The 15,902-nt window shown below is 59.8% G+C and carries 14 protein-coding genes; 7 read left to right on the top strand and 7 right to left on the bottom strand.

Annotated features, from left to right (window positions below):
• Nucleotides 1-82: 82 nt before the first annotated feature.
• The 3 genes from CFB10_RS22655 to CFB10_RS22665 are packed head-to-tail and all read left to right on the top strand — an operon-like array spanning nt 83 to nt 2,672.
• On the top strand, nt 83-1,078 hold the full coding sequence (locus tag CFB10_RS22655) for an aliphatic sulfonate ABC transporter substrate-binding protein (protein WP_026372421.1): 996 nt from the start codon (nt 83-85) through the stop codon (nt 1,076-1,078).
• Nucleotides 1,075-1,944, top strand: a complete 870-nt coding sequence (locus tag CFB10_RS22660) for an ABC transporter permease (RefSeq protein WP_026372422.1) — start codon at nt 1,075-1,077, stop codon at nt 1,942-1,944. Before CFB10_RS22655 ends, CFB10_RS22660 begins: the two co-directional genes overlap by 4 nt.
• Entirely contained in the window at nt 1,941-2,672 is a 732-nt protein-coding gene (locus tag CFB10_RS22665) for an ABC transporter ATP-binding protein (RefSeq protein WP_026372423.1), read from the top strand. Before CFB10_RS22660 ends, CFB10_RS22665 begins: the two co-directional genes overlap by 4 nt.
• Nucleotides 2,673-2,684: 12 nt before the next feature.
• Here CFB10_RS22665 and CFB10_RS22670 read toward each other — a convergent pair whose 3' ends face one another.
• The 7 genes from CFB10_RS22670 to CFB10_RS22700 all read right to left on the bottom strand — a co-directional run bounded on the left by CFB10_RS22670 (nt 2,685) and on the right by CFB10_RS22700 (nt 10,924).
• Nucleotides 2,685-3,512, bottom strand: coding sequence for a carbohydrate ABC transporter permease (locus CFB10_RS22670; protein ID WP_026372424.1), 828 nt, complete (start codon nt 3,510-3,512; stop codon nt 2,685-2,687).
• Nucleotides 3,509-4,393 (bottom strand): carbohydrate ABC transporter permease, encoded by an 885-nt coding sequence (locus tag CFB10_RS22675; protein WP_035213836.1) that lies wholly within the window; start codon nt 4,391-4,393, stop codon nt 3,509-3,511. Before CFB10_RS22675 ends, CFB10_RS22670 begins: the two co-directional genes overlap by 4 nt.
• A gap of 64 nt (nt 4,394-4,457) precedes the next feature.
• Complete coding sequence (locus CFB10_RS22680) at nt 4,458-5,732, bottom strand: extracellular solute-binding protein (protein ID WP_026372426.1); 1,275 nt, start codon at nt 5,730-5,732, stop codon at nt 4,458-4,460.
• A gap of 75 nt (nt 5,733-5,807) precedes the next feature.
• Nucleotides 5,808-6,881 carry an ABC transporter ATP-binding protein gene (locus CFB10_RS22685; protein ID WP_026372427.1) on the bottom strand — a complete coding sequence of 358 codons (1,074 nt, stop codon included), beginning with the start codon at nt 6,879-6,881 and terminating at the stop codon, nt 5,808-5,810.
• A gap of 7 nt (nt 6,882-6,888) precedes the next feature.
• Nucleotides 6,889-8,400 (bottom strand): alpha-N-arabinofuranosidase, encoded by a 1,512-nt coding sequence (locus CFB10_RS22690; RefSeq protein ID WP_026372428.1) that lies wholly within the window; start codon nt 8,398-8,400, stop codon nt 6,889-6,891.
• A 121-nt stretch (nt 8,401-8,521) separates the two neighbouring features.
• A complete protein-coding gene (locus CFB10_RS22695) occupies nt 8,522-9,451 on the bottom strand; it encodes a transcriptional regulator (RefSeq protein WP_020812829.1) in 930 nt (309 codons plus the stop codon).
• Nucleotides 9,452-9,631: 180 nt separating this feature from the next.
• Nucleotides 9,632-10,924 (bottom strand): ABC transporter substrate-binding protein, encoded by a 1,293-nt coding sequence (locus tag CFB10_RS22700; protein WP_026372429.1) that lies wholly within the window; start codon nt 10,922-10,924, stop codon nt 9,632-9,634.
• A 112-nt stretch (nt 10,925-11,036) separates the two neighbouring features.
• Here CFB10_RS22700 and CFB10_RS22705 point away from each other — a divergent pair, with 112 nt between their 5' ends.
• From CFB10_RS22705 to CFB10_RS22720, 4 genes are read left to right on the top strand one after another with little or no spacing between them, the layout of a single operon-like run.
• Nucleotides 11,037-12,101, top strand: coding sequence for a LacI family DNA-binding transcriptional regulator (locus CFB10_RS22705; protein WP_026372430.1), 1,065 nt, complete (start codon nt 11,037-11,039; stop codon nt 12,099-12,101).
• Complete coding sequence (locus tag CFB10_RS22710; protein WP_026372431.1) at nt 12,094-13,971, top strand: DUF2264 domain-containing protein; 1,878 nt, start codon at nt 12,094-12,096, stop codon at nt 13,969-13,971. Before CFB10_RS22705 ends, CFB10_RS22710 begins: the two co-directional genes overlap by 8 nt.
• Nucleotides 13,968-14,984, top strand: a complete 1,017-nt coding sequence (locus CFB10_RS22715) for a hydroxyacid dehydrogenase (protein WP_026372432.1) — start codon at nt 13,968-13,970, stop codon at nt 14,982-14,984. Before CFB10_RS22710 ends, CFB10_RS22715 begins: the two co-directional genes overlap by 4 nt.
• Entirely contained in the window at nt 14,981-15,769 is a 789-nt protein-coding gene (locus CFB10_RS22720) for a sugar phosphate isomerase/epimerase (RefSeq protein ID WP_026372433.1), read from the top strand. The genes CFB10_RS22715 and CFB10_RS22720 overlap by 4 nt, the downstream gene beginning before the upstream one ends.
• Nucleotides 15,770-15,902 lie beyond the last annotated feature (133 nt).

Raw genomic sequence — 15,902 nt, forward strand, 5'->3', positions numbered from 1 at the left:
GGTTCCAGAACGGCGGATTGACCTCAAAAACACCCGCCCATACCCTTAAAGTATACAAATTACATAAATTAGGTGAATTAACATGAAGGCCGAACATTCCCGCCGCCAGATCCTCAAATTCGGCATTGCCGGCGCGCTCGCAGCACCACTTGTCACGGGCAATGCCCTGGCCCAGAGTTCGCCGGAATTTCCTGCGGAGCTGAAGCTGGACTGGGGGTTTTACTCCTCGCACACGCTGCTGATAAAGAACAAGGGCTGGCTTGAGGAAGCTTTCAAGGATGTCGGCACCAAGATCACCTGGGTGCAATCCCGCGGCAGCAACAATTCGCTCGAATTCCTGAAAGTCGGCTCGACGGATTTTGCCGGCTCGGCCGCACTATCAGCCTTTCTCGCCCGCGCCAACGGCGTGCCGCTGAAGGTTATCTATGTGGCGAGCTGGGGCGGTTCCTCCATCATTCAGGTGCGCCCGGACTCGCCGGTCAAGACCGTCGCCGATCTCAAGGGCAAAACCATTGCGGTCACCAAGGGCACCGCGCCCTATTTCACCCTCGTCCGCGCGCTTGACCAGAACAAGCTGTCCATCGATGACCTCAAGGTCGTGAACCTGCAGCATCCGGAAGGTTTCAACGCGCTTCAGCAGGGTCAGGTGGATGCCTGGGTCGGCATCGATCCGCATACCTCCCAGGCCGAGCTTGCGGGCGACCGGGCGATTTTCGATGAGCGCAGCTGGCGCGACGGCAGCGTCTTCAGCGTTTCCGAGGAGTTTCTGGCGAAGCACCCGAAAGCGGTCGACAGGCTTCTTGGCGTCTGGGTGCAGACGCAGAAATGGATCCGTGAAAACAACGGCGAATTCATCGATTTTGTCACGCAGGTCACCGGCAACGATCCCAAGATCACTAAGCTGACGATCGAAAAGCGCGACTGGAAGGATCCCGTTCCCGGTGAGGAATTGCTGAACTCGATCCGCATCGTCACACCACTCCTGGGCGACGACGTTCTGCGCCCGGGCGTCAATGTCGACACTGTCCTGTCATCGCTGATCGATCCGGCGCCGGCGAAAAAGGCACTCGGCGCATGAATTCCCATCCGCGCGAATTCCAGCGCGTGAAACAGACTGCGAAACAGTTCCCTTCCCGATTGCCGCTTGTGCAAAGGGTGGGGAATTTCCTTGGCCGCTTTGATCTGCGCGGCGCAATCGTGCCGGTCGGATCATTGCTGCTGCTTGAGCTTTTCGTTCGCCTCGGCTGGGTCAGCCCCTATGTGCTGCCGCCGCCCTCCGAACTTTACGACACTTTCCTGCGACTTGCGGAAGGCCCCTTGTGGACGAATGTCGCGGCCAGTACCGCGCGCGTCTTTGTCGGCTTCGTCATCGGCTCCCTGCTCGCCATCATCGTCGGTTCGCTCGTTGGCCTGGTGATTGCCGCCGAACGTTATCTCGAGCCGACATTTCAGGCGCTGCGGGCGGTCCCAAGCCTTGCATGGGTGCCGCTGCTGATGATCTGGTTCGGCATCGGCGAAACCTCGAAAATCGTGCTGATCGCCAAAAGCGCGTTTTTTCCGGTTTATCTCAATCTCTTCTCGGGCATCCGAAATGTCGACCGCAAGCTGGTGGAGGTGGGCGAGATGTATCGTCAGCCGCTGCCCGTGCTGGTTTGGCGGATTTTCATTCCCGCCTCGCTGCCGCATCTCTTCACGGGCCTGCGTTACGGGCTGTCGCTTGCCTGGCTGAGTGTCGTTGCGGCCGAACTTCTGGCCGCGTCAGAAGGTATCGGCTACATGCTTTCCGACGGACGGGAGCTTTCCCGACCTGATCTCGTCATGATCGCCATCATCTGCCTTGCGGTGCTGGGCAAGATTTCCGACAGCCTCTTCAAGATCGTCGAAGACCGCTGCCTGCGCTGGCGCGACACCTATCCCCTTCAGCAGGAAGGACGCCTGCGATGAGTTTGCTCAATGTCGATGTGCGCGAAAAGGCTTTCGGCGACACAGTGATCCTTCAGGATATCCAGTTCACGCTGGGTGATGGCGAAGCGGCGGTTCTCCTTGGCCCCAGCGGCTGCGGAAAGAGCACGCTGCTGCGCATCGCCGCCGGCCTCGACCGGCGTTTTTCAGGCGCTGTCAGAATTCAGCAGGACGAGGAAAAGGCATCGGACTCACCGCCCATCGCCTTTGTCTTTCAGGAGCCCCGCCTGATGCCCTGGCTGACGGTTGCCGAAAACATCGGTTATGCGGCCGGAAGGAAATATGATGTCGAGCGCGTGAAGGGGTTGATTGACGATGTCGGTTTGAGCGGCCACGGCGGCGCGCTGCCGAAGGCCCTTTCGGGCGGCATGGCGCAACGCGTGGCGATCGCAAGGGCGCTCTATACCGAGCCGCGCATTCTGCTGCTCGATGAACCTTTCAGTGCGGTCGATGCCTTCACCCGTATGAAGTTGCAGGACCTTGTGCTGAAGCTCATCGAACAGCGCGGCATTTCCTTCCTGCTCGTCACCCACGATATCGACGAGGCGCTCTATCTCGGCGACCGGATCTACATGATGGGCGCCCATGATGGCCGTATCCAGCAGCGGATAGAGGTGGATGTGCCGCGCCCGCGCGACCGGCGATCTCCTGAACTCGCACACCTCAAGAACGAGGTGCTGACCGCCCTGCACAATGCCCACGTCATCTAAGCAGCGCCGCCCTCACCCCTTCACGCCGGACGAGATCATGATCGCTTCCGTCACGCGCCTCTGGAAGATGACATAGGCGATGATGACCGGCAGCGCCGCCAGCATGGCTATGGCCATCAGGCGCGCATAAACAATGCCGAAAGTGTCGTTGACCTGGGTGATGCCGACGGGGATCGTCATCATGTTTTCAGAGGTGACGACCAGGAAGGGCCAGAAGAAGGCGTTCCACACCGTGATGAAAGTCACGATCGCCATGGCGGTGGTGATCCCCCAGTTCAGCGGCAGATAGACCTTGAACAGGATGGTATATTCGCCGCCGCCATCCAGAACCACCGCTTCGCGCATCTCCTTCGGCACGCTGTCGAAGAACTGCTTGTAAACGATGATGACGATGGGCGTGATGAGCTGCGGCAGGATGATGCCCGCCCAGGTGTTGATGAGGTTGAGGTTCTTCATCAGGATGAACTGGGTGACGACGAGCGTCTGCGCCGGCACCATGAAGCTCGCAAGCACGACGCCATAAAGCAGACGCCGTCCCGGAAAGCGGATCTGCGACAGGGCATAGGCGCACAGCATCGAAATCAGCAGCACGGAGACCGTGACGATTGCGGCGGTGCCGATTGAATTTACGTACCAGGTCAACAGCCGCGTGTTGAAGAGCGCGTTCACATAAGCCCCCAGCTGAAACTCATCTGGCAGCAGCGACATGTTGCCGGCAACATTATTGTCCGAACGTAGCGACGTCACGAAACCCCAATAGAGCGGAAATATCCAAACGAGCGCCGCCGAAAATGTCAGCAGGGTCAGAACGACATTTTCTAGTCTTTTCGTGAAGCTCATGAGTTCCTCCGGATGCGCAGCAACTGGAACTGGAGAATGGAAACGGTGACGATCAGCAGGAAGAGCACGGTGGCCACGGCGGAGGCGTAACCGCCATTGTTCAGCTGGAACGCCTCGCGATAGACCTTGAGCAGCAGCACGAAGCTGGAATTGAAGGGCCCGCCGCCGCTCAGGAGATAGATCTGGTCGAATATCTTCAGCTGCAGGATCAATTGCAATGTGAGAATAAGCGCCGTGACCGGCCAGAGAAGCGGCCAAGTCACCCGCCAGAAGCGCTGCCACGTCGTTGCGCCGTCAAGTGAGGCCGCCTCATAAAGCTCCGCCGGAATATTGCGCAAACCGGCGATGAACAGCAGCACGTTGAAACCGTTCGTCCACCAGATGGTGACGACGGCGACCATCGGCATGACCCAGTAGGGATTCTTGAAAACCGCGACCGGTTTGCCGGCAATCAGCGAAATCACCGGCTGGAGAATGCCGAACTGCAGATCGAGCATCCACGCCCAGATTTCCGTGACGACCGAAACCGGCAGCACATAGGGCAGGAAAAACAGGCTCATGGCAATCGTCTGCTTCACGCCCGAAAGGCGGCTGACGGCGAGAGCGATCATCAGGGCGATGACGGTCGTCGGCACGACGGTCAGAAGCACGAAATAGCCGTTGTTTTTCAGCGACGTGACGAAGAGGCGGTCGCTCAGCAGCTTTGCGTAGTTCGCAAACCCCACCCAGTCACCGTCGCCGATCAGCGGCGCATCGGTGAAACTGATGCGCACCATCTCGATCAGCGGGTAAAGGAAGAATGTGACGAAGACCACGATGAACGGCGTCACCATCGACAGCGCGATCAGCGATTTCTTGCGCCGGTTTTCAATCATAGCCATGGAGTGTCTCCGGGACCTTGCATTGTGTGCTGCCCTCCGGCCAGAAACCGGAGGGCAGGTTCTGTTACTTCAGCTTGCTTTGCAGCTCTTCCTTGATCTGCTCCACCGCATCCGTGCCGCTCATGAAGCCCTGAATGGCCGGCGCGATGACGTTGAGAGCTGCATCATAGGCGGGCGAGGCCACACCGGTGATCGTCGTCTTCGGATCGAACACCGCCGCTTCCGCCAGCGATGCATAGGTGGCGTTCGGCTGCATCGCCTTGTATTCGCTGCTTTCGGTGATCGATTTATAGGCCGGAATATGGCCGGCATCGGCCCAGCTGATGGCGTGTTTTTCCATCCAGCCGATCACCTTCATCACGGCGGCGCGCTTTTCACCGGAAACGGTCTTGTCGCCCTGATTGGGGATGGCGAAAGCGTGCGAATCCGCCCAGGTGGCGCGTTTGCCCATGAAGGGCGGAACCTCGACCGCGCTCCACTTGAAGCCCAGCTTGCCGTTTTTCTCCAGGTCCTTGTAGGTCGGCACTTCCCAGACACCGTTCAGCTGGAAGGCGGATTTTCCGGCGGAGAAGAGCGCGACGGAGGCAGGATACTCAGCCTGTTCCGGCGCCCAGCCGTTTTCGCGCCATTTCGACATGGTGTCGATTGCCTTGGCGGCCTTTTCGGCATTGTCGCCGGCCAGAACCTCACCATTGGTGACGAGTTCGCCACCCTGTTGCGAGAACAAAGTGTAAAAGACGCGCCAGACACCGGCTTCGCCGCCGGACTGATAGGTGACCGGCGTTTGGACACCCTTTTCCTTCGCCCAGGCCAGCGCCTTTTCGAAATCATCCATCGTCTGGATGCCGGTCAACTTGCCTTCGGCATCGAGGTAGGGCGAGCCTTTCAGGAGATCGGCATTGTAATAAAGAACAAGCGCGTGAATATCGAAGGGCACGCCATAAAGCTTGCCGTCATGGGTCGCCGCTTCAAGCGGCGCGCCGAAGAAATCGTCTTTCTTCAGGCCGGCCTCCTCGAGATCCTTGTCGGTAATCTCGCTCAGCACCTTTTCCTGCAGGGCGAGCGGCGCACGCGACAGGTGGTAGGTCATAACATCAGGCCCTTCCCCGACGGCAGAGGCGGTCCGCACCTTGGTATAGAAGGGAACGCCCCATTCCAGCGTCGTCCCCTTGACCTGGATATCCGGGTGCTCCTTGTTGAAGGCATCGATCAGCGCCTTCATGCGCACGCCGTCACCGCCGGACAGAAAGTCCCACCAGACGATATCCTGTTTGGCCAGCGCCGGCAGGGCGGTCAAACCCAGAACCGTGCCAACAAGCAATGTCTTGATCAATCGCATCGTTCACTCCTCCCGTTTATGTGGAAACACCCCTTGAAGAGGCGGTCTGCTGCATCGAAAGACGCCTCCTCGCGCCTATCGCAACCTTTTGCCGTCCGTGTCGAAAACCAGAATATGGTCGGGCGCAGCGCTCAGCGACACGGACCGGCCGTCCAGACTTTCGCGCGATCCCTGACGTTGCACGATGATTTCCTTGCCGGACAGCGCGCGAGTATAGAGGTAGGAGACATCACCCAACTCCTCCGCCACCTCGACATTGACAGGCAGGGCGCCATCTTGCGAAATCATCAGATGTTCCGGCCGAACGCCGATTTCGACCCGCTGGCCGGTGGAAACAGGCTGTGAAAGCCGCGCTTCGAGATGTCTCTGGCCGCCATCGAGCGAAAGCGTCACGACGCCGTTTGCCTGCTCGACAATTTCCGCCTGCAGGAAGTTCATCGCCGGCGAGCCGATGAAACCCGCCACGAAGCGGTTATCCGGATCGTCATAAAGGGTAAGCGGCGCACCCGCCTGTTGCACCACGCCGCCCTTCAGCACGAAAATCTTGTCCGCAAGCGTCATGGCCTCCACCTGGTCATGCGTGACATAGATCATCGTGGCGCCGAGCTTGCGATGAAGCCGTGTCAGCTCCAGACGCATCTGGACACGCAGCTCCGCATCGAGGTTCGAAAGCGGCTCATCGAACAGGAAGACCTTCGGCTGGCGGACGATCGCGCGGCCTATCGCCACGCGCTGCCGCTGGCCGCCGGAAAGCTGCGACGGCTTTTTATGCAGGTGGTCTTCAAGCTGCAGGATGCGGGCAGCCTCGCCCACTCTCTCATTCACCTCCGCTTTCGGGCGGCGCGCGAGACGCAGGCTGAAGGCCATGTTCTCGAACACGCTGAGATGCGGATAAAGCGCATAGTTCTGGAACACCATCGCGACACCGCGATCGGCCGGTTCGACGGCCGTGACATCACGGTCGTCGATGGCGATATGGCCGCCGCTGGTCTCCTCAAGACCAGCGATCATGCGCAGCAATGTGGATTTGCCGCAGCCGGAAGGCCCGACGAAGACCGCAAAACTGCCGGTCGGGATTTCCATCGAGACATCCCGGATCGCAGCGAAGGAGCCGAAGGACTTGGCGATATTGTTGAGACGGACACCCATGGCCGCCTCACTGAACCTTCAACCGCAGCACATGGTATGACAGCGCCGGCACGGAACCCTTCAGCGCCCCGTCCTCGACACCGACGCCGCTGCCTTGCACCGGCACGACGCGATCCGGCTGATCCGGGCCGTTGCCGACACGCAGGTCATAGCCCGCCATGGCCAGATGCAAATCGAGCGTGGCGGAGGAGAAGCCGGTGAGGCTGACATTGACCTCTGCCGCCTCGGTCAGATGACGATTGAGCACGAACAGCGTCACCATGCCTTCCGCCTCGTCATAGACACCGGCGACATCCAGATATTTGACGTCATCGGCCGCGTTGCAATCATAAGTCGGGCAATCGACCGCAACGTTCAGCGCAACACCACGGCCATAAAGCGAGGCGAACTGATAGGGATAATAGATCGTCTGACGCCAGGCCGGCCCGTTCTTTTCCGCCCGGATGGGGGCGATGACATTGACGAGCTGGGCGATGCAGGCGATGCGCACGCGGTCCGAACGGCGGATGAACTCGTTGAGCAGGCCGGCGACAAAAAGCGCATCTTCGAAGTTGTATGTCTCTTCCAGAAGTGCGGGCGCTTCCGGCCAGTCCCAGCTCTTGATGCGTTTGCCGTCTTCTTCGCGGATGTGATACCAGACGTTCCATTCGTCGAAGCAGATGGAAACATCGTTCTTGGCGCGCTTCTTCGCCTTCACATAATCGATGACGCCGGCGATGGTCTGGATGTAACGCCCAGTTTCCTCGATCTTGCCGAAATAATTCAGCGTGTCGCGGCTGTTATTGCCGAAATATTTGTGCAGCGAGATGTGGTCGACATTCTCATAGCACTCCTCCAGCACCTCGCGCTCCCATTCGGGATAGGTCGGCATGCCGTCATTGGAGCTGCCGCAGACAATCGCTTCAATCGTCGGATCGAAACCCTTGAAGGCCTTGGCCGTCTCGTTCGCCAGGCGGCCATATTCCACCGCGGTTTTGTGGCCGATCTGCCAGGGGCCGTCCATCTCGTTGCCAAGGCACCACATTTTCACGCCGTGGGGTTTTTCCGTGCCGTGGCTGCGGCGCAGATCGCTCAGCGCGGTGCCGCCCGGAAAATTCACATATTCGAGGAAGTTGCGGGCGTCATCCAGACCACGGGAGCCGAGATTGACGGCAAGCATCATCTCGATACCGGCCATCTGCGCCCAGTCGGCGAACTCGTTGATGCCGATCTGGTTGGTTTCCTTGGAGCGCCATGCGAGGTCAAGACGGATCGGGCGCTGGTCGCGCGGCCCGATGCCGTCTTCCCAGCGATAGGCCGAAACGAAGTTGCCGCCGGGATAACGGATGGCCGGAATTTTCAGGTCCTGAACAAATTTCAGAACGTCCTGGCGAAAGCCGTTTGCATCCGCCTGCGGATGGCCGGGCTCATAAATCCCGCCATAAATCGCACGCCCCATATGCTCGATGAAGGCGGAATACAGACGATCGTCGATACGCCCAATCCGGAAGTCCCGGTGGACTGAAACCCGCGCTTTCATAGGCTCTCCTCCCTGCGCATTTATATCTCAAAATATGATATGAACCATATTTGATAATATAGTTGCCGAGGGAATCCGCGCCTGTCAACCGCGAAAATCATACTTTTGAAAATTGGCTGGATCAGTCAGCGGTGCGCAGGCGCAGGACGATGTCCTGATCGTAATTTCCGAAGCCGCGGCCAAAGATATTCAGCCCGCCCGGATGTTTTGCATCGGCCTTGACCTCGATGCGCAACCGGATGGAGCGGTGGCTGGCGAGATCAATATCTGCGAGCGTCACATCCGAAATCCGGGTTCCGTCGACATAGGTTCCCTGCGCGGTGATGCGCCAGGTCTTGAGCATGCCGTATTGGGAACCGGAAAGCTTCCACCAGTCAGGCGTAAACACGCCCCGCTTGTCGCCGAAGTCCCCGGGCGATGTCCAGACACCGATTTCCCTGCCGTTGACGGACAGCGTAATGTCCGAGGGCCAGTCGCTGTGCGTTCCCGGCACCTCGGAACTAACCTCCATCGAAAACTCTATTTCCTCGACGCTCCGCCCCTGAATCTTGGCATTATTGGGGAATTGATACTCCACGAAGCCCGATGTCAGCCACAGCAGCGCCGTCTTCATCCGGTCTGGATCCATGAAAGTATCGGGCACATCAAGAAGGCCGATAATGCCCTCCGGCGAGCAGATACCGCAGGGCGCGGTGACCGAACTCTGGGTATAAAGGCCGAGCGGCATGGCGACCGCGATGTAATTTGATGCTGCCGGAGCCTCGGGTTTGCGGAAGGAAACGATGAGTTCGTCACAGGTGGCGAAGCAGATTTTCTGGTTGCCCTTGCGCGCCTTGCGCGTCTCGGTTCGCAGCAGCCCCGCCTCCTCGAGAACGGCCACGCCGGCGGAAACTGTGGACTGCGGCAAATCCAGCCTCTGCGCAATTTCGTTGACATTGAGGCCGCTCGCCTCGTGCAGCAGCTTCAATATCTGCACGCGGATCAGCGACGCCGCCGCTTTCAGGACATCGAACTCTTTTTCAGCATCAACGAGAAGGAAATTGGGCGCCATATTCTAATCTTCAGATTTATCGATCCAGATCAGAATTTCTGGCTTAAATGCCATATACTTGTCCAGTACTGTTTGTCGTACAGACCATTTTGAACGGCGTGAAGCGCCATTTATCTCAGGCACTTCATAAAAAGCACCGCCACACGGCTTCGATTCCGTGTGGCGGCGCCCGTTTCGTCGTCAGCCGCGCTTGCGCAGGGTCCGCGTGCCGGTGTCGACGAGGTTTTGCGCCGCTTCATCCACGCTGGCGCGGCCGAAGGCGAGCGAATCGGCGATGGGACGCATCACGCCACGGTCAAACTCGTTGGCGCCGATCGGGGCGGGCTCCGGATAGGAATCGAGCTTGCCCGACAGGCTTTCGATATAATCCACCGTCTTGCGCTCGGTCTCGTTGAGGCTTGGCAACAATGCCTCGCGCACGACCTTGGCCGGCGGCACGCCACGCTCGACGCCGAGCACCTTGCCCGCTTCCAGATCATTGACGAAGAAGTTGATGAATTTCGCCGCCGCTTCCGCATTGGTCGAGGTGGACGAGATGGACCAGATGAGGCCAGGCCGGTAATAATGCCCGGTCGGCTTGCCCGCCCCCTCACCCGGCAGCATGCCGATGGACAGCGTCTGTTTATTGAGCTTCTGATAACCGACAAGCTGGTTGGAATAGGCAAAACCAATGGCCGAATTGCCAAGCGTCAGGGCGTTGGATTCGATGGTATTGTCGTCACGCGTCTGGATATCGGCGGAAACGCAGAGCTTGTTCTCGCGCAGGTCCTCCCAATAGGCGAACCATTCCTTCGCATCTTCCTTGTTGAAGCCGATGGTGCCGTCCTGAAACAGAAGCTTGCCGCGCTGGCGCAGCCAGACATCGAAAACATAGTGATAACGCGCACCATAAGGCACCGCCCAATAGTTCCGTTTTGCCGGGCCGTTCTTCTTGAAATCGCGCGCCAGTTCCGCCAGCGCCTTCCAGGTGATCTGGTCCTGCGGCACGGAAACGCCGGCTTCCTTCAGCGTATCGGCGTCATACATCATGCAGAAGGAATTCAGCCCGAGGCCGACGCCGTAAAGCTTGCCATCGATACGGCAGAGATCGACTTCGCTTTTGCCGAAGGTGGAAAGATCAAGCGACTTGCCGACGAACTGGTCCAGCTCCATGCAGGCGCCACGGCCGGAATAATCGGCAATGGTGGAAGGTTCTAGCTGGAAGATGTCGGCGACGTTCCGTCCCGCCATCGATGTCGCGAGCTTGGTCCAGTAATCGGAACCGGCGATCATCTCACCGCTGATCTCCGTCTGCGGGTTCGCCTTCTGGTAAAGGGCGATCACGTCGTTGGTGCGCTTGCTGCGGTCGGCAGATCCCCACCATACGCAGCGAAGCCGGGTTTCGGCCGCGGCCGCGCGAAAACCGCCCGCCGCCACGCCGAGACCGGCCAGCGCCGCCGTCACCAAAAATCCACGTCTGTCGATAGTTTGCATCTGCTCCTCCCGCGTTTTGCAAATTTTTTACTGACCACTTAAATTCTTGCAAATTTTCTTAGTTTGCAATATTTGCATCATATTAGATTTTTTTGCAAGCGCAGGAGACGATATGAACGATACGCCCGACATCAGCCGCCCGCGCCAGTCGGATATCGCCCAGCGCGCCGGCGTTTCCATCAGCACCGTCTCGCGGGTTCTCGCAGGGGAAAAGGGTATCAGCGCATCCATCCAGACCAAGGTTCTGGGGGTAGCGGCGGAGCTTGGTTATCCATTGCGGCCGGCCACAACCCAAGCCGGCGGTGTGCCGCTGGAGGGCAAGAAAATCCTTGCCCTCATGTCCGCCGAAAGGGCGACTGGCGATATCGGCGCTTTTTATCACGATATTTTCGACATGCTGCGCAGCCTTGCCCAGACGGATGGTTTCGAACTCGATATCAGGCTTTTGCACCAGAAGCAGATCGACGACGCCCTGACGCAGCGGGTCTGCGAGGTGGACGGTCTTCTCGCCATCGGTCTCGATCCCGAGGATGAAATCATCCACCGCATCACGCAGGGTGTGCTGCAACCGGTTCTGGTCAATAGCGCCGATCCCTCGATGATGCTGGATTGCGTCTCGCCTTCCAATTTTTATGGCGGCGCGATGGCGGCGCGGCGGCTTCTGGAACTCGGCCACCGTAAGGTCGCCTATATCGGCCCGCATCATCGCCACACCATAAGAGAACGTATGCGCGGCTTTCGCCACACGATCCTCGAGGAAGAGGGAGCGACCTATGACGAGTTTCTGCTTTCGACGGCGGATAGCGGTTTCGGGCAAGCGGGCGATGCGGTTCGTCAGCTATTGGCCAAAAACCCTGAACTCACCGGTATTTTCTGCATGAATGACGCGATTGCGCTCGGTGCGCTGGGGGCAGCGCAGGAGCTTGGCCTCGGCGTACCGGACGATCTTTCCATCATCGGCTTCGACGACCTGCCCTTTGCCGAACTTTCCACGCCCCGTCTCAGCACGATCCGGGTCGACCGGCGCGAAATCGCCCGCGAGGCGGTGGAACTGATGCGCCGCCGGCTGACTGAACCTTCCGCCAATGCCCGCCAGGTGCAGCTTGGCGTGCAGCTGGTGGAAGGACAGACGGCCGGCAAGGCGAAAAAGACGGGAAAGGCGACACGCGATGCATGACACCATGACCAAGGTAAATATGGCCAGGTTTAATCCGCTGCACGGCAATCCGCTCAAAAGCCGCGCCGATGTCCGGCGGGCGCTGGATGACAGTTTCGCGCCGCTTCTTGCCTATTTTTCGCCGGGCGGCGCGAGAGTGACGCTCAGCGGGGCTGCCGCGCATTTCGACCGGGCGGCGGCCGATCTGGAAGGTTTCGCCCGGCCGCTCTGGGGCATCGCACCGCTTGCGCTCAGTGGCGATCATTTCGACCATTGGCCGCTTCTGGCACGGGGAATAGCCAACGGCACCGATCCTTCCCATCCCGAATATTGGGGCGACGTGCGCCAGAAAGACCAGCGGCTGGTGGAGCTTGCCGCAATCGGGTTTGCGCTGCGGCTTGCGCCGCAGCGCCTGTGGGAACCGCTGTCCGATGCGCAGAAGGACAATGTGCGGCGTTATCTGCTGACGGCGCGCGAGCGCAATTACGCCGATAATAACTGGAAGTTTTTCCGGGTGATGGTCGATATGGCGCTTGATCACCTCGGCATCGAATTCGATCGCAGCCTGACCGAGACATTCCAGAAGGAACTGGACGAGTTTTATATCGCCGACGGCTGGTATCGTGACGGCAATTATCGCCGCATAGACCATTACATCGCCTTCGCCATGCATTTTTACGGCCTGATCTACGCGAAGCTCAGCAAGCCTGATGATGCCTATGCCGAACGCTACCGCGAGCGCGCTCGCCTCTTCGCCGGCGATTTCGCCAGCTGGTTCGATGAGGATGGCGGCACCCTCGCCTTCGGGCGCTCCATGACCTACCGCTTCGCCTGCGGCGGCTTCTGGGCAGGTCTGGCCTTTGCGGATGAGGAGGCGCTGCCCTGGGGAGAGATCAAGGGGCTTTATCTGCAGCATCTGCGCTGGTGGGCGAAAAAGCCGATTGCCGACCGCGACGGCGTGCTCTCCATCGGTTACGCCTATCCGCAGCTTACCATGTCCGAAAGCTATAATTCGGCGGGTTCGCCCTACTGGGCCTTCAAGGCCTTTCTGCCGCTGGCCCTGCCGGAAAGCCACCCCTTCTGGCAGGCGGAGGAAAAACAGCCTGACACATCCGCAAGACCAAGGCCGCTCGTTCATCCCGGCATGGTGATGATGCGGGCGACAGGCAATGTCACGGCGCTTTCCAGCGGCCAGGAAAACCTTTCCATGCGTGGCGGGCCGGAAAAATATGCCAAATTCGCCTATTCCTCCCGTTACGGTTTCGGCGTGGAAGTGGACGAGCGTGGTTTCAAGACCAACGGTTTCGACAACATGCTGGCCTTTTCCGAAGACGGCCTGCATTACCGCGTGCGCGAGACCAACGAGAAGGTTCTGCTGGCCGGGGCAAGCCTGCGAGCAACGTGGAAGCCGTTCCCGGATGTGGCGGTTGAAACGACGCAGGTTGCGGCTGGCGACTGGCATATCAGGCTGCACCGGATCAGGTCGACCCGCCCCCTTTCGGTAACCGAAGGCGGCTTCGCCATCAGCCGCAACGACGGCGACCGTGATGCCGTGAGCGAAGAGGCGGGCCGGGCGACAGCCGATTGCGGCGCCGACATATCCGCCATCATCGATCTCGGCTCCAGCATAACCCGTCACGGCGTGGCGCTGAAGGCGCTGCCCAACACCAATCTCATCAACGCCAAGACCACGGTGCCGCAATTGCGGGGCGAGATTTCGGCGGGCGAAACCCTGCTTGCCTGCGCGGTCTTTGCGGGGGTGGCCGGGCCAGAAAGCGAAAAAGCACTGGCGACGGTTCCGGCACTTCCGGATATTGATGCGCTCGACCGCCTGTTTGCGGAACAGGGCGTTCCGGTCAGCAGCATGGCGGCAACGGGAGAGCCGCAATGACGAGCCCGCTTCCGCGTCTCAGCCTCGCCATGGACCCGGAGCGAACGCAGCATGTGCTGACACCGCAGGCTCTTGAAAGGCTGTCGCAGAGCGTCGAGATTCTCGACGCAGGGCGAATCTGCGATTTCCACGCCGCTTCAGTGAAAGAGCAGCTGGCGCGGACGGATATTCTCTTAACCGGCTGGGGCTGTCCGGATATCGGCGCGCGGGAACTGGCCTTGATGCCGCGTCTCAGCCTGATCTCCCATGCCGCCGGCACGGTCAAATATTTCCTGTCGCAAGCGGTGTTTGATCGTGGCATTACCGTATGCAGCGCGGCAGAGGCGAATGCGCAGCCGGTCGCCGAATTTTCGCTGGCAATGATCCTGCTGGCCGGCAAGCGCACTTTCGGCTTCCGACGTCTTTATCTGGAGCATCGCGACCGCGCGCCTGTCGAGCGACTACAGGCGCAGGCCATCGGCAATCTCGGCCTGACGGTCGGCATCGTCGGCGCATCGCGGATCGGACGCCGCGTCATCAATCTGTTGCAACCGTTCGATCTCAACCTCATGCTTTTCGATCCGCTCCTGAGCGTAGCGGAGGCGGAAAAGCTCGGTGTGCGTCTTGTCGCGCTCGAGGAACTGATGGCGGTGAGTGATGTCATTTCCCTGCATGCACCCTCCCTGCCGCAGACACGGCATATGATCGGCGCGGCAGCGCTTGCCCGCATGAAGGACGGCGCAACCCTGATCAATACGGCGCGCGGCGCGCTGGTGGATGAAGACGCGCTTCTGGCCGAACTGAAAACCGGACGCATCGAAGCCGTCATCGACGTGACCGACCCGGAAGTGCCGCCACCCGAGTCACCCTTCTACAGCCTGCCGAACGTCTTTCTGACGCCGCATATCGCCGGCGCCACCGGCCTTGAACGTGCAAGGCTCGGCGACATGGCGATTGCCGAAATCGAACGCTTCTGCCGCCAAGCACCCCTGCAACAGCAGGTGCGTCCTGAACATCTGGAACTGATCGCATGAGACTGTTTGAGCCGGGCCTCTGCTCCGTCACCTTCCGCTCCCTGCCGGTGCAGGCCGTCATCGACCTTGCCGCCGCAAATGGCGTCAGGGCAATCGAATGGGGTGCGGATATCCATGTGCCGCCCGGCGACCTTGCCAATGCAAGGGATGCCGCCGAACGGACGGCGAAAGCGGGCCTCACCGTGTCTTCCTACGGCTCCTACATTTTCGCACCCGATTTTTCGCCCGAGGACATGACCGCCGTGCTGGAAACAGCAAAGGCGCTCGGCACCGGCCATATCCGCATCTGGCCCGGCAGCCGCAAACGCCCTTCCACGGACTACTCTCCCGCAGAACGCCGCGCAGCAACGGAGGCGCTGGCGTCCATCGCCCGCCGGGCGGAAGACTACGGCATGACGATCGGCCTCGAATACCACCCCAATTCGCTGACGGACACCCTGCCCTCGGCCCTGCAACTCATGCAGGATTTGCCAATGCCCAACCTCTTTTTCTACTGGCAACCCGCCCCCGGCCTGCCGCTGAAGGACGCACTGACGGAAATATCCGCACTCGGCCCACGCATCTGCCACCTGCATGTTTTCGCCTGGCTCGCCGACGCCAGCCGCCTGCCGCTTCGCGAACGTGCGGACTATTGGCGGGCGTGCGTGGATGTATTGCCGGAGAGCGAATGGACGAAACCGGCCTATGCTATGCTGGAATTCGTCGGGGGTGATGACATCGGCCAGTTTGGGGAAGATGCGGTGACGCTAAGCAAGATACTCGCTGGCCACAGAGCGGCCGATTAGTGCACGATCGAAAACCTCCCACGCGACGTCATCCTCGGCCCTGTGCCGAGGATCTAATCACGTTGAACAAAATCAACATGTTGCAGATCCTCGGGACAAGCCCGAGGATGACGAACGCAAGCTTAGCGGATTT

The sequence above is a fragment of the Agrobacterium sp. 719_389 genome, from assembly GCF_900188475.1.
In the GTDB taxonomy this organism is placed as follows: domain Bacteria; phylum Pseudomonadota; class Alphaproteobacteria; order Rhizobiales; family Rhizobiaceae; genus Agrobacterium; species Agrobacterium radiobacter.

What these genes read in the sequence shown, in the direction of transcription:
- CFB10_RS22655 (WP_026372421.1), top strand. Translation starts at nt 83, where the DNA reads ATGAAGGCCGAACATTCCCGCCGCCAGATCCTCAAATTCGGCATTGCC.
- CFB10_RS22660 (WP_026372422.1), top strand. Translation starts at nt 1,075, where the DNA reads ATGAATTCCCATCCGCGCGAATTCCAGCGCGTGAAACAGACTGCGAAA.
- CFB10_RS22665 (WP_026372423.1), top strand. Translation starts at nt 1,941, where the DNA reads ATGAGTTTGCTCAATGTCGATGTGCGCGAAAAGGCTTTCGGCGACACA.
- CFB10_RS22670 (WP_026372424.1), bottom strand. Translation starts at nt 3,512, where the DNA reads ATGAGCTTCACGAAAAGACTAGAAAATGTCGTTCTGACCCTGCTGACA.
- CFB10_RS22675 (WP_035213836.1), bottom strand. Translation starts at nt 4,393, where the DNA reads ATGGCTATGATTGAAAACCGGCGCAAGAAATCGCTGATCGCGCTGTCG.
- CFB10_RS22680 (WP_026372426.1), bottom strand. Translation starts at nt 5,732, where the DNA reads ATGCGATTGATCAAGACATTGCTTGTTGGCACGGTTCTGGGTTTGACC.
- CFB10_RS22685 (WP_026372427.1), bottom strand. Translation starts at nt 6,881, where the DNA reads ATGGGTGTCCGTCTCAACAATATCGCCAAGTCCTTCGGCTCCTTCGCT.
- CFB10_RS22690 (WP_026372428.1), bottom strand. Translation starts at nt 8,400, where the DNA reads ATGAAAGCGCGGGTTTCAGTCCACCGGGACTTCCGGATTGGGCGTATC.
- CFB10_RS22695 (WP_020812829.1), bottom strand. Translation starts at nt 9,451, where the DNA reads ATGGCGCCCAATTTCCTTCTCGTTGATGCTGAAAAAGAGTTCGATGTC.
- CFB10_RS22700 (WP_026372429.1), bottom strand. Translation starts at nt 10,924, where the DNA reads ATGCAAACTATCGACAGACGTGGATTTTTGGTGACGGCGGCGCTGGCC.
- CFB10_RS22705 (WP_026372430.1), top strand. Translation starts at nt 11,037, where the DNA reads ATGAACGATACGCCCGACATCAGCCGCCCGCGCCAGTCGGATATCGCC.
- CFB10_RS22710 (WP_026372431.1), top strand. Translation starts at nt 12,094, where the DNA reads ATGCATGACACCATGACCAAGGTAAATATGGCCAGGTTTAATCCGCTG.
- CFB10_RS22715 (WP_026372432.1), top strand. Translation starts at nt 13,968, where the DNA reads ATGACGAGCCCGCTTCCGCGTCTCAGCCTCGCCATGGACCCGGAGCGA.
- CFB10_RS22720 (WP_026372433.1), top strand. Translation starts at nt 14,981, where the DNA reads ATGAGACTGTTTGAGCCGGGCCTCTGCTCCGTCACCTTCCGCTCCCTG.